This window comes from Paenibacillus sp. MER 99-2 (assembly GCF_023714095.1).
Lineage (GTDB): Bacteria > Bacillota > Bacilli > Paenibacillales > Paenibacillaceae > Paenibacillus.
In genome coordinates this window covers 128852-142465 of the sequence record NZ_JAMAUZ010000007.1, presented here as the reverse complement: position 1 = coordinate 142465, position 13614 = coordinate 128852, and the positions used below count along the sequence as shown (strand labels likewise).

The following is a 13614-nucleotide window of genomic DNA, read 5'->3' as shown; positions in this document are numbered from 1 at the left end:
CTTCTCACCTCCACCGTTTCCGTTCTACAATTTGAATGCTTAACAGCAGAAATACACCAGAGAGCGTTACATAATACAAAATATCCGGGCCACTGAGCACACCTTTGGTGAAGCTGTCAAACCGATTCGTTAGCGCAAATGGATCGAGCCATTGCTGCAAAGTAGAACCTGTATTGCCTGCAAATGAATCAAGCATCCACAATACGAGCAATATAATAAAACCAGCCACCGCAGACACCATCTGATGTTGAGATAACGTTGAAGCGAACAATCCAATCGCCATCATACTGCTGCCTAAGAAGAATAAACCTAACGCCGACAACCATACCGATGTCAGATCAAGCTCTCCGAAGAAGGACATAATGAATGGATATACCAAGCTACATAAAATAAGCACAACCAGTATGGCTAGTGAAGCCAAGTACTTACCGAAAATAATTTCCGTAACTCGTGCAGGTGAGGTTAGCAGCAATTCATCCGTTCCTTGTCGAAACTCTTCTGCCACAAGTCTCATCGTTAATAATGGCACTACAAATAACAGCATGGATAATGTATCACCAAGCACGAGGCGATAATCCACTATACTGGGTTGATAATATACAAAGCTCGAATAGAACAACAAACTTGTCATCAAGACGTACACCGCAAACGCAAAATACGATGTTGGTGATAGGAAATAGGCCTGAAGCTCCTTATTACAAACTGCCATCATTCGTCTCATTTGGAGTCCTCCTCCTTCCGAGAATGAGGCAACTCATCAGACATCGTTGTTGACTCTTCCGTGGATTGTTGGTCGTCTGTCACTAAATCTTCCTTTGGATCATCGCTTGTTGTCTGATTTACACTCATTTCTGGATCTGTAGTGGACGTAGCAGAATGAATGTCCTCCGCTTCGTGCGATACAACTTCTGCTTGTGTCTCCGTTGTCGTAAGTTTCAGGAAGATCTGCTCCAGACTGAGATTTTCCTTTTTCATCTCCAGGATTGGTAGTCCTGCTCCAGACAATAGATAAAATAACTCTTCTCGGAAATCCTCAGAAGATTCGCCGGTAAGCAACATTTTAACCGTATCTGAATCTGTTCCGCCTTCCGTTCCAGTTGATGCAACAACTTCACTTCGAACCTTCTCCCAAGGAGTAAGCAAGTTATGTAACTGTTCCTCGGTTGCCTTCACCTCAATCGCGACTTTAAATTGATCTCCCATCGCCGAGCCAAAGTGTTGCGGTGAACCATCAAGAACAAGTTGACCCTGATTAATGATTAACATGCGATTACAGAGAGCGCTGACTTCAGGCAAAATATGTGTACTTAGCAGCACAGTATGGTTCTCACCAAGCTCGCGAATAAGATCGCGAATCTCAATAATCTGATTCGGATCGAGTCCAGATGTTGGCTCATCCAACACAAGCAGATCAGGCTTATGGATAATTGCTCCGGCAAGTCCAAGCCGTTGCTTGTACCCTTTGGACAGCCCACGAATCAATTGTTTTTCTCGGCCCTGCAGACCCAGCCTACTAATCATCTCGCTAACGCGCAGCTTCACTTCACGTGGTGCAACATCTCTCAGATTCGCCACGAATTTCAAATACGATTGCACAGTCATATCTGGGTACAAAGGAGGAGTCTCAGGCAGATAACCAATCTTCGAACGCACTCTTCTGCCTTGTTCATGCACAGACACGCCATCTACCGCAATCGATCCTGTCGTTGGTTGCAGATAACCGGTTATCATTCGCATCGTCGTTGTTTTCCCCGCCCCATTAGGCCCTAGAAATCCCACGATCTCTCCGCGCTCCATTGTGAAATCCAGTTGATGTACGCCACGTTGTCCATCATACACTTTACTAACTTGTTTCACTTCGAGCACATCATTCATCCTTTCCCGTTAAAGAGTTTGCTCAAAACGTCCGTTTTTTTGAACTCACACTTAAAATAACCCGTGTGCCATCGTTTGATCTGCTGACGGCTCTACACGGGATGTTTATTCCAGCATAGCTGCAATACCCTAAAGCTAGATTAATGTTCCTTAAAAGAAAGCTTAAAAAAATATGTCCAAAATGTGAATAGGGCTACATTCACCCACACCCTGTGCTTTGGGGAAACGTACCATACCCTAGGAGCAGTTATACCCATTGCCAAGGATATGATAACAATCTGTGCAGATTACAGGAGCCACATGTACAATCCTGCACAATAGTCAGAGGTGAACCTTGTGAAAGTTCTATTCACATTTTTTGTGCCGAGCGGTGGGGTGGACACCTTGAATCGGCTACGCACAGCCGCATTGAAACGTCATGGCATAGACGCACATGTGTTATACCTGTACCCAGGTTCTGGGTTACAGAATGGCACCGGAACTCCCGTATTTACCGCCTCCAATGACGCGGACATTAAGGTATTGGTTGATCAACATCAGTATGATGCCATTATTGTCACTTCGGATATATCCATGCCCGGCAGACTTAGAGGATTAGGATATGAAGGACGAATTATCTTTGAAGCACAAGGACTCGGCACACGGGATCAGGCACTGGAAACGATCCAAATGGCCATTCCCTATCTGCAAGCATACTGCGATGCCGCCGTTATTCCGCCTACCGATCATTTATTAGAAATGTTCATTCACATCTGCCCTTGGTTACATCGATTTGTCATCCCGAATATGCTGGATACGCAGACCTTTAGCCCACTTAAAGTGGATGTGCCTCCTTATCCGGTTATCGCCTGGGTTGGTCGACTGGAACATAATAAAAACTGGCAAGAATATCTGCATATTTCTAGTGAGATTATTCACCAAGTTCCCAACGCCAGAATGTGGATGTTCCATGATCCAACACTTGCCAATCCTGAAGACGAAGTATTATTCAAGCACATGTTGGCTGAAAAAGGACTTGAGGATCGTATTGGAATTTTCGTTAACGTCCCCCATTCGCAAATGCCTACCTTCTACTCTATGACTGCGGAATCAGGTGGGTTGATGTTATCCACTTCCATTCTTGAAGGATTCGGATATGCGGTGGCTGAAGCGATAAGCTGTGGATGTCCTGTGCTTAGCACAGACTCAGATGGCGTGCGTTCATTTATTACGCACAATAAAACAGGCAAGTTTTACCCAATCGGTCATGTGAACACTGCTGTTTCGGAGGCCATAGATCTCATGAATAACAAAAGGCTACGTGAACGTATCCGTAGGCAGGGTCGTCAGCACATGAGCATTTCCTTTTCACCTGATCGCTATGCTGCTTCGTTTCGAGAAATGATGACCGCCTTAAGGATCTTCTTTTAAAGATCCCAAACAATCTCTAGTTCCTCTTGAAAACAGCACAGACTCCTTCAAAGTTAGCCGGAAGATGTGCTGTTTCCTGTTTGTTATAGTTGAGAAACAAATTATTATATTCGGATCATGGTTCCCTTTTCATAAAGACTTAAATGACACCTTTTCAAATGATTGGAAATCGGTTATGCTTGTTTTATATTTTTCTCTCAAGTAATTACATAGGGACGACCAACACCTTAAAGTATAAGGCTATGAATCTACGGATTCGTGGCCTTTTTTTGTTTTTTAAGGGTACATAGGTCTCAGGAAGGGGATTAAAACCTCTGTTGGTTGAATATTTCTGAAAAATAATACCATTGAACTAAATACACATGGTAGAATATTGATTATTATGTCAAATTTAGTATCTGGTAGAAAGAAGTACATACCACAGAACGAAAAACAAAGATTCGAGAGGAGTAGTAAGCATGAAAAAGATGATTGTTGGCGGGATTACGACTTTAGCTTTGTTAACGGGGATTGTCAGCAACATTGGAGGTACTGGGAATCTAATAGAAACTACGCACGCTCAATTACGGTCAGACCTTCAAACAACAAATGTAGTTACACCTCTTAATGCTGAGATCACAGCGAACTCCAATAGCCAAAACGTACAATCTACGCGCAGTCAATCAGATCAAAGCTTTAGAGATATTGTTGGACACTGGGCAGAAAAAAGTATTAATGGCGCACTGACCCGTGGTTATGTAGATGGTTATCCGAATGGTACCTTCCTCCCCAACAACAATGTATCTCGTGCCGAATTCGTCAAAATGCTAGTTTCTGCATTGGATTTAGAGGTCAGTAGTAACGCAAGTGCTTCTTGGTATACACCGTACGTTAACGCTGCGCAAGCAGAAGCAATATATCAATCTGGCGATTTTAAGGATTCCAACTGGACAAAAGCCATTAGCCGTGAAGAAATGTCAAAGGTAGCTGTGCGAGCAATTGGTGTTAGCGATGTGGAAAAAACTCAGTGGATGTATATGGCAACCAAAAACGGCTTAATATCTGGCACATCTCCTGGAGTGATTGCTCCAGAAGGCAGTACAACAAGGGCACAAGCGATCACTGTAATCGAACGTGTTCTCTCTGTTAAACAAGGGACAAAATTACCCGTCGATAAGTATGCCGTATCTGCTGCGGAATTACTCTGGCATGACACCAACATTATGACCATGTTACCAAGATACTTCAGTGATTCTTTCAATGGGAAACCCTTTGATAACAAAGCTATGGTAAGTACATCCCCCAATGGCAAAGCAGTCTGCAGAATCACTAAACTTGTTGCCATTGACCTTGGTGATCCCAAAGATCCCAACCGTAAAATCATTGAAGATACGGAGTATGCATGGGCTGATAACAATAGATATTATAAGCTTCTTGACTCAGATGGTTATGCCGTTATGGGGATTAGTGAAACCAAAATATCTGGCAAAATGAACGTTAAAGAATTATTCCCTTGCAGAATGACATTTCAAAATGACGATTGGTATGAAATACAAAAAAATGCTACCAGTCCTAAACAGCCAAATCGTTCATATGGAATTATGCCGTGGAATCCGAAGTATGAACAATTCCATTCATCTTTAGACATTTCTGAAATTTCGAATGGAACCCTTACTTTTGCTACAGGCACATTGTTTCCTAAAACTAACTTTATATCGGACAAACCTTTCCGATATATGTTTGGTGGCATGGGTAACTGGCAGGGAACTTTTGTTACACTATACCAAGGTAAACTGAATCCAGAATATCATCAGTAGGTGATTATACGTTGAAAAAAATTGTAGTACTCGTGATGGTGGGTTATCTACTTCTCACCATCACAAATTATCTTGGATATACCACAAGGGTATATGCAGCCGTCCCTAGCAACTATGAGTTTATTGGAGACGTTCGGTTATACGGTGACATCGGTAAGGTAGATGCTGAGAAGAATCATTACATTCCCTTGAGTAAATTAGCATATTCAACTGTCAATGTACCAAAGAAAGGTGATTCCGTTGCTACTTCTGTTGCAATATTCGACCTTAATGGTAAATTGGTGAAAAACTTAACCAAAGTAGGCGATACCTCGTGGAACGTTGGGAATATCGAAGGAGATAAGATAAAACTTTCAGCTAAAGCAAATGGTCAATATCGAGGGTATTTTGCATGGTTTCGTGCACCATCAGGAAAGTATTGGATGTATGACTATAAAGGTCAACGATATTTTCTTAAATCCAACAATGACTCCTTTCCTCCTAGTAGTGGCGAGTGGACTTTCGGATCAGCTGGTAATGTACCAAGTTCAGGATGGCAACAAGGTTCAAATACCAATATGGTTTGGTCAGAAAGAACCATCACAGTCGGTTCAAATTTCCAAGAAAAATTCTATAACCCTACGTTACCTGGGATTGATTTTGAGATGTCACAGCTTGCTAAAGTCATTGTAAACAAGGAAGATTTGTCATATTGGGAATGTCCGGAAGACTGCATGCAAATTTCTAAAGTAAATAGTGTTCGTGATTTATCAATTGATGATACAAATAAAACTAATGTTATTCTCAACTTTGAATTTCTGGCCACATTCGACAATGCCACGCCAGGTGGTGAGGTTGTTAGTGATAATGAGAATGGCTTAGTACGAAGATGGTATAACGGCTGGAATGTGATGTTTCATGGTGAGATCTACAAATATCCCGAAATGAAAATTTATGCAAAGTACGATGGCCCTGAAACGCCTCAAAATCCCGGTGGCGGTGGTGGTGCATGTACACCTAATATCGGTCCACCTTCACAGGGAACCACAATGAATAATAGTGACCTCGATCCGAATGCTCGCGGAGTAATCAAGGCAGATAACAGGGACGCTGAGCGATTCGACGTACTCAAAGGCATCCCGACTTCTGAATCATTGTATACCAATGCGATTGCGGATAACTACCTGTTTGACCAATCTTGGGCTCGGATGACGGGTAAGACAACGTACGATTGTAGTATCACTCTCACCTATGAGCGAGAATGGACGATTCCTGGACCAGAAGTTTGCCCGCCAGAAGGCGCTTGTTCACCTGGACCGCCCGTAAAAACAGGGGATACCGTAACCAAACCTTACAACTTCCAGATTACACGAGATTATTCGTACTGGAAAATCAACAAGCTGGAAGTATACAAGATCGCTAGAGCAACCATGGAGAATTACGCTCTCCCAGGTACCTCGGTCACCATGCTGCCTTGGGGCTATACACCGCCAACACTCGAGTCCAGAAATGATGAAGCGGTGGAAAGTCATGTCAAACCCGCACCAACGGCGGCAATCTCCTATACACCACCGAAGCGAACAGGCGGTTTAAACTCGCCACCGGATGTACCGGATGATACTGCACTGTTAAAAGGCATGGCCGAGTCGAACACGCCTCAGAGTAAAGTCAATAATGACCTCGTCAAATTTAACAACACTAAGGTCATGGACGACGTGGAAGCGACCAAAGACGGCCCTACGCCAACGAACATTCCTGATCCGACACCGATTGGTCGGGATGTGCTCTATAAGCCAAACAACATGATTAGCAGTTCACTGCTGAACAAAGCAAATACGACGAGTTCGGGTGAGATCTTTTACGATCTGCTTCCCGGTAATGTGAACGGCGGGGCGAACAAAACATTACCTATCTCGGGGATCAACACCGTCACGGTACATACCCCTGTCGTCAACTACGCGTGGGTGTCGGATGATCAGCCGCACAACCAGAAAACGGTACCTGACCCGAACAGTTCAGCGCTAATCTTAGAGCGTCCCTTTATCGTGCGTATTCCAACGTCTGGACAGCACTTGGACGTAGCCAGTTATCCGGGATATGGCAACCGGGATTATGCTAAGTATTTTCGGATCAAACAGGTTCAGTTTCCCTTTGATGTCTACAATGCTGATCGAAGCCAGTTCATCCCTGCAGAAACGTGGGTAGATATCCCGGTAAACCAATTAGATACCCAGTTCTACCTCCCCGTATGGGTCGATGAGGGACATTACCAAGTGAAATTCCGCAATATCGCGGAAAATGCACCCTCGACGTTTACAACCCAACCGGATGCAAACACCAATCTGGCTCACCATGTGGCTACAGATACGGTACCTGTGGAAGTCATTGGGCGGTTGTATGATTTTCATGTGACGGATATCTCGGACTATAACTGGGAAAATGTATTTCGCAAACAAATGGGAAGTTCAGCAGCTAGTGGCGTCAGCTACTGGACAGGTACCAACGGGATCGATGGTGATCCGCGAGGTAATTTAGCACCATTTGTCCTGCCTATTCGTCCGGGGAGTCATCCTGTACAGGGATTTCGGAATATCGCGGTGAAAACAGGTTATCATGTCAAATTCGACCTGAAAACCAAAGGTAATATGTTCGGCACAACCGATGGCGTTCGTATCACCCCTACTTTTGATTTTGTGAGTAAGGATGGCACTACACGGCAGGCCGTGGATCTCTACTACCACCGTGGACAGGAACGTCTTATCCGGATCGGATCGCCGCAGGATTTGGAGAAACGCTTCGTCGTGCTGAACTCACGACTTCGCAATGTACCCGGTACAGAACTTGGAGATACAGCACGTTACCGCTACACCTATGAACTAACGGCACAGGAACGCAACCAAACGACGCTGGCAGAGTACATGGTTCAACTGGTCGACCAGATCTCACACCAGAAAACATGGGTAGGTCGCTACGATTGGATGATTCTACCCGCTTCCATCCGTACACTTATCGGGCCTAAGACCAACATTCCCACAAGTGTGAATGTAGACCGAGCCATTGCCGCCATTCAGCGGTGGTACGGTGAGTATAGCTTGCCAGCCGATGTGTATGCTGTGCCAAAGGGAACGGATCTCACGCCACTAGCAAGGCAAAATGCACTTGATGAGAAGGCGGATGTATTTTTGAAAAATGGATATATCGTCGTTAATTTCAATCTGGAAACGTTACGCGATGGCAATACAGATGCACCACATCTGCAATACATCCATGCACCACTCATGAATCAGTGGCGACTTGAAGGTTTCAATACGAACCAACTGGATGATCGCGGGAGATCGTTGCCTGTGAAAGATGGAGATGTGGTCTTTTACCACGCTGATCAATCCAGCCGGAATGACTTCCAAGCCCAAGTGCCTCACTAAATGCGGTGACAAGGTTCCTTGATCCAATGTCTATAGGTTAATTCAACATGTTCAACTTCAACATATGTGTACAAAAAAACCGTTCCCTTCTCAATGGTGAATCACTCTCCCATCTGAGAAGGAACGGTTTCTTTTGCTTTTAGATCAAATTTTTAGGTCTTATTTTTAGACCTAATTTTTAGATCTTATTTCCAGATCATATCATTAAGAAATTAGTGACCTATCATCATTGCAGGATCAGGCTGATCTCCTGTCTCAAGCGTCTCTTCTTTCATCTGTTTCGGTTTACGAAGAATTAGACTCAGGATGCATCCAAACAATGCAATACAAGCTGCCAAGAAGAATGTGTCGTTGAAGCCAGCGACCAGTCCATTGGCTGCATTCGCTCCGCCAGTTCCTGTGGTGTGATCAGCAACTCGGGAAGTCAAGAAACCCGTCAGTCCTGCAACTGCAAAGGACACAACGACTTGCTGAGCCGCAGCAGTAAGCGGCGTAACCCGACCTACCAGTTTACGAGGAGCAGCGTTCAATACATGTGTATTCAGTGGCATCATGGACAGACCCATACCAAGTCCCATCATAACCAGACTAAGGATGATCAGTCCAAGACTTGTTTCGGCCGTGATGGAAGACAAGATAAACAGTGCTCCGGAAATGATACCTAAACCTGTGAATGCCAGTGGTCTCGCACCAATCTTGTCAAACAGACGACCGCCGAGTGGCATACCTACGCCAGATGCCAGCGCCTGTGGAAGCAGAATCAGTCCTGTCTCCAGTGCAGTGTATCCTTTGATCTGTTGCAGGTAGAGCGGAATCAGAATCATCGCCCCGAATAGAGCTACTTGTGATACCCAAGCAAGGATAATGCCGCGTGAGAAATCAGATGATTTGAATACCCGCAGCTCCAGCAATGGATGCTTGTGGCGCAGCTCTACAATAATGAACAGAATTAATGCTACCCCACCTACAATCACACCAGTCAGTGTAGTTGCAGACGTCCAGCTCGTCCCGCCTTCACTAACACCATAAGCCAGCATGGAGAATGCAATTGGTGCCAGAATCATACCTAATAGGTCAAGCGCAGGCGTCCGTCCACGATCCGTGTCCGGCAAAAATTTAATGCATAGAATAAGCGCTACAATCCCGATCGGAAGATTAATAAGGAAAATCCAGTGCCAACTGAACGACTCAATGAACCATCCAGATAATACTGGACCTAGTGCTGGAGCTAATAACATCGGAATCCCCAGCATACCCATAATGGAGCCTCTTCTCTCCGGAGGAGCCAAACGGAAAACCATAGCCATACCAATCGGAGCGACCATACCTCCACCAAGCCCTTGGATGATGCGGAAAATAATTAATTGCTCTGGCGATTGTGCAACCGAGCATAGTACAGATCCTAACGTAAACATTGCAATTGTAAATAAAAACACTCTCTTGGAACCGAATCGATCGGTTAACCATCCAGCCAGGGGAATAACAGCAGACAAAGCCAAGGTGTATCCCGTCACAGTCCATTGAATCGTTTTGAGATCCGTCTCGAAATACTGAACGAGATTAGGAATCGCCACATTCACCACCGTGCTGTCCAGAATGACCATAATCATGCCTACAATGATGGCCAGCAGCGGTAGAATAATCGTTTTTATCGAGAACTCCGCTGGATTCTGGGGAATTGCTGTTTGCTCTTTCAAATTCTCACACTCTTTTCCGGCCTGGAGGCATCTCTTGCCTCTCTATCAGCCTTATAATCACAACATGTTTCAAACCTTTGTTTCAAACTGTCGTTTTAAACTTTTGTTTTAATCATAGTATATTTTAACGAAAATACCTTTGCTGTCAAGATATTTTTAATGTCATTAATTATATATGTAAATTTTAACTCATTTTCCGCTAACTGCTTCAATATGTACGAGATATAGATCCAAGCGATCCAACTTGTCTATATCTAGTTACACTAATCCAATTTTGGAAGTTATGTAATCGCCCAATTCCAGACGCCAAAAAAATGAACCAGGCTCCGACCTGCTTCATCCGTTTGGTCACACGTTGTACCCGTTATATCATCGAACTAAACGTTCAGACTGCTTCACTGTTAATCTGCAAGTTTGGTCATCTGGTGCTCTGTGAGCACACCCAAAGTCTGTCCATATGCGCTCCGACAATACAAACGAACTGCAAGATGATAAGGACGGGAATAATTCGTAATAATTCGAAGTTCCCAGCTGGCTGAAGACACATCCAAATTAGGAATAACATAATTACGCATGCACCCATGATGCTCTGATCCAATCTGAAACAGATAACGATAGATCTCTCCACCTACATCGTTCGTTCCACCTATAAATACATCCGCTTCGTCATCCCCTGCCCAACCTACCTCAATGTCTACATATCTGACTGGAACAGCCGTTTGGAGCATACTCTCATGCATCACAAGTAGATATACAGCCACGTACTTGCCCTCCCTCCCATTTCCACCGATCCGTCCTTATGTAGTTTATGCAACCTCTCGTCCAATGCCAGTTGTATTCACCCATTTTTGCACGTAAGCATAGAAATGCCCGACCTCAGGCACCCCATTTTTCATAGAATACAAAGATAGAAGAACGGTCTGCGCAGGCCGCGATAAGGAGGTACCTATGAGAGTTCTGCTCGTGACCTATTGGGAATTAACCCAAATGGGTGGGATATGGACATATCTAAGACAATTGGCCGATCACCTGACATCACTGGGTGTGGAGGTTGATATTATGGGCACTAACGCAGCGAGCAATGAGGTTTATGTCCGTAATCTGAATCAATCCTTCTCCAAAACTAAAGTCTGGCCGATGCTGCAAACGAAGCTTAATCCCACCGACCTGCCTCAATTCACCGCCGACTCCCTTCTCGCTTATTATGAGCTTAATCGTTATGCCTTTGAGATGGCTGCTACGTATCTTGGGGTCAATCATTATGACATCATCCATGCTCAAGATCCAGTAGCCGCTGTAGCCATGAAGCGTATTCTACGCCGTAACACTCCACTCGTAACGAGCTATCATGGAGCGCTGGCACGTGAAACCTTTTATGATGCTCAAAATTCAAATCCACAACTTACGCTCCCTACCTATTTGCAATCCAAAAGAGGTCGGTACTTCCTTTCCTTGGAGAAAAGAAGCGCTGCACAATCCGAGCTGATTCTCGTGTCTAGTCATTGGATCAAGAGCACCCTTACAGAACTGAACGTGCCTGAATCGCAATTCCGTCTTATTCCTTATGCCATCGATCTCCCGTCTTATAAATCTTCAGCAGCAGTCAAATTCCGTCATAGACCTCCGGCAGGTAAAAAAGTAATCGCCTTTACCGGTAGACTGGAGTACATCAAAGGTGTACATGTATTGATTAACGCACTTGCTGGTCTGAAAACGATCCGTTCGGATTGGGTCTGCTGGATTGCGGGAGAGGGTAATCTGATGGAGGAACTACGTGATCAAGCATCCCGTATGGGTGTGGGAGACGACGTTGTCTTTTTTGGAAAACTGGACAATATCCCCTCCTTCCTGCGCCGCGCTGACATCTATGTTCAACCTAGTCTGCAAGACACCCAGCCTTTCTCCGTGACCGAAGCACAGCTTGCAGGCGTTCCTGTCATCGTTAGCGGTACTGCCGGTATGCCTGAGATGGTTGACCCGGCTAACACGGGATGGGTCGTGCCTCCCCAAGATGCCAACTCACTCTGCAGTTTATTACATGCACTATTAGAGGATGATGCTACCCGCCAACGAGTAGGCATGCAGGCCAAAGCATGGGCAGAACAGCATCGCTCACTGGAAGAGATGGGAATGCGCACGTTACAGGTGTACCAAGAAGCCATACACAGAGGAGGACATTCCGTATGACGATCCTTGTTCCCAGTGATTTATATAATCGCTGGTTCTCCACTCCCGTATCCACACCCCATATTGAAGTGGACTACGATGTCATGAATGCATTGATGCAGAAGCTGCCAAAGGGATACACTTTACCTGACCCCGTATCGATGGAGATATTAAACCAGAATGATTAATGACTTGAGTTGCCCCTCTTGCCCAAGAGGGGTTTTATTTGTTTACCATTCACGTTTTACAAGCGAAACCCGTTACACACCTCTGCTTTTAACCATTCAAATTGATAAAAAACCTCAGCAGCCTTTGCTATGTCATTGCTTATGTTCATGACTCTCCAAAGGTCAATAACAGCTAAAAAAAGAGTATTCCATTGTCGCCGTCAACCATACGACACGCTGAATACTCTTATTTCCATATAACTATCTATAACGATTCTCGCACCTCACAGACCTACCTTATTGCCAATACCCGCCTACCTGAAGCAGGTTAAGCAATGTGGGGCGATGCTTTGTCTGAACCCGTTCCATCTCTGCCTTTAGTTCATCAAAATGACGCTTCGTACCCATCTTTTCATGCACCCGATAAGACACTAACGGATCATTGAAATAGAACAGCTCATAGACCGGAAACAGCCTCAACCACATCTCATAATCATGCGTATAACGAAAATCGGTATCGAACATACCGAATTTGCGAAAAGCATCCATCTCCAGCATCACAGTACAGCCGTTAATTGGACAACCTTCCAGAAGTACCTGCAGCACCTCCAAGCGGCTTCCCACCTCAGGACGGATGGTATCCATCCACTCATTGTCTGCATTCACGTAGTGATAGGCTCCATGACAGAACAATGCCTTCACTTCCAGCATAAATTTCAGCTGCTTCTCTACCCGATCCAGCAACATCACATCATCTGAGCTAAGCCATACAAAATAATCACCGGTGGCATGTTTAATGCCTTCATTCAGCGCGGTAGCCGTTCCACCATTTTTTTTGCGAATATAAGTAATCCGATCCATAAACGGCTGTACCCGCTCGACAAACTGCGTAGAACCATCGTCTACAACGATGACTTCAATATGAGGATATGTCTGATGAACGGCACTGTAGATGGCCTGATCAATGTATGCACAGTTGTAAAAAGGAATGACGATTGATACCTTAGGCTCCATCCGGCTCTCCCTCCTCTTGGTTGCAAATCTAAAATATAACTCCTCGTTCCCTAGTATATGAAATGCTTTTCGATGCGTATGGGACATC

General features: G+C 44.7%; 10 protein-coding genes. 5 read left to right on the top strand and 5 right to left on the bottom strand.

What is annotated here, in order from left to right:
- Positions 1–4: 4 nt before the first annotated feature.
- Both M3636_RS23230 and M3636_RS23225 read right to left on the bottom strand, forming a co-directional pair.
- Positions 5–721 (bottom strand): ABC transporter permease subunit, encoded by a 717-nt coding sequence (locus tag M3636_RS23230; protein WP_128103352.1) that lies wholly within the window; start codon positions 719–721, stop codon positions 5–7.
- Positions 718–1866: an ABC transporter ATP-binding protein gene (locus tag M3636_RS23225; RefSeq protein ID WP_251384186.1), complete on the bottom strand. Its 1149-nt coding sequence runs from the start codon at positions 1864–1866 to the stop codon at positions 718–720. Before M3636_RS23225 ends, M3636_RS23230 begins: the two co-directional genes overlap by 4 nt.
- A 345-nt stretch (positions 1867–2211) precedes the next feature.
- Between M3636_RS23225 and M3636_RS23220 the strand changes: the two genes are divergently transcribed.
- The 3 genes from M3636_RS23220 to M3636_RS23210 all read left to right on the top strand — a co-directional run bounded on the left by M3636_RS23220 (position 2212) and on the right by M3636_RS23210 (position 8482).
- Positions 2212–3285: a glycosyltransferase family 4 protein gene (locus tag M3636_RS23220; RefSeq protein WP_251384185.1), complete on the top strand. Its 1074-nt coding sequence runs from the start codon at positions 2212–2214 to the stop codon at positions 3283–3285.
- 458 nt (positions 3286–3743) lie between these two features.
- Complete coding sequence (locus M3636_RS23215) at positions 3744–5081, top strand: S-layer homology domain-containing protein (protein WP_251384184.1); 1338 nt, start codon at positions 3744–3746, stop codon at positions 5079–5081.
- Positions 5082–5092: 11 nt separating this feature from the next.
- Positions 5093–8482, top strand: a complete 3390-nt coding sequence (locus M3636_RS23210) for a DUF5704 domain-containing protein (RefSeq protein ID WP_251384183.1) — start codon at positions 5093–5095, stop codon at positions 8480–8482.
- Positions 8483–8694: 212 nt separating this feature from the next.
- Here M3636_RS23210 and M3636_RS23205 read toward each other — a convergent pair whose 3' ends face one another.
- Positions 8695–10179: a DHA2 family efflux MFS transporter permease subunit gene (locus M3636_RS23205; RefSeq protein ID WP_145409277.1), complete on the bottom strand. Its 1485-nt coding sequence runs from the start codon at positions 10177–10179 to the stop codon at positions 8695–8697.
- A 401-nt stretch (positions 10180–10580) separates the two neighbouring features.
- A complete protein-coding gene (locus tag M3636_RS23200; RefSeq protein ID WP_128103358.1) occupies positions 10581–10940 on the bottom strand; it encodes a hypothetical protein in 360 nt (119 codons plus the stop codon).
- A 187-nt stretch (positions 10941–11127) separates the two neighbouring features.
- Here M3636_RS23200 and M3636_RS23195 point away from each other — a divergent pair, with 187 nt between their 5' ends.
- Positions 11128–12366 (top strand): glycosyltransferase family 4 protein, encoded by a 1239-nt coding sequence (locus M3636_RS23195; RefSeq protein WP_251384182.1) that lies wholly within the window; start codon positions 11128–11130, stop codon positions 12364–12366.
- Positions 12363–12533 carry a hypothetical protein gene (locus M3636_RS23190; protein ID WP_251384181.1) on the top strand — a complete coding sequence of 57 codons (171 nt, stop codon included), beginning with the start codon at positions 12363–12365 and terminating at the stop codon, positions 12531–12533. The genes M3636_RS23195 and M3636_RS23190 overlap by 4 nt, the downstream gene beginning before the upstream one ends.
- Positions 12534–12809: 276 nt before the next feature.
- Here M3636_RS23190 and M3636_RS23185 read toward each other — a convergent pair whose 3' ends face one another.
- Entirely contained in the window at positions 12810–13526 is a 717-nt protein-coding gene (locus tag M3636_RS23185) for a glycosyltransferase (RefSeq protein ID WP_164848781.1), read from the bottom strand.
- Positions 13527–13614: the final 88 nt, after the last annotated feature.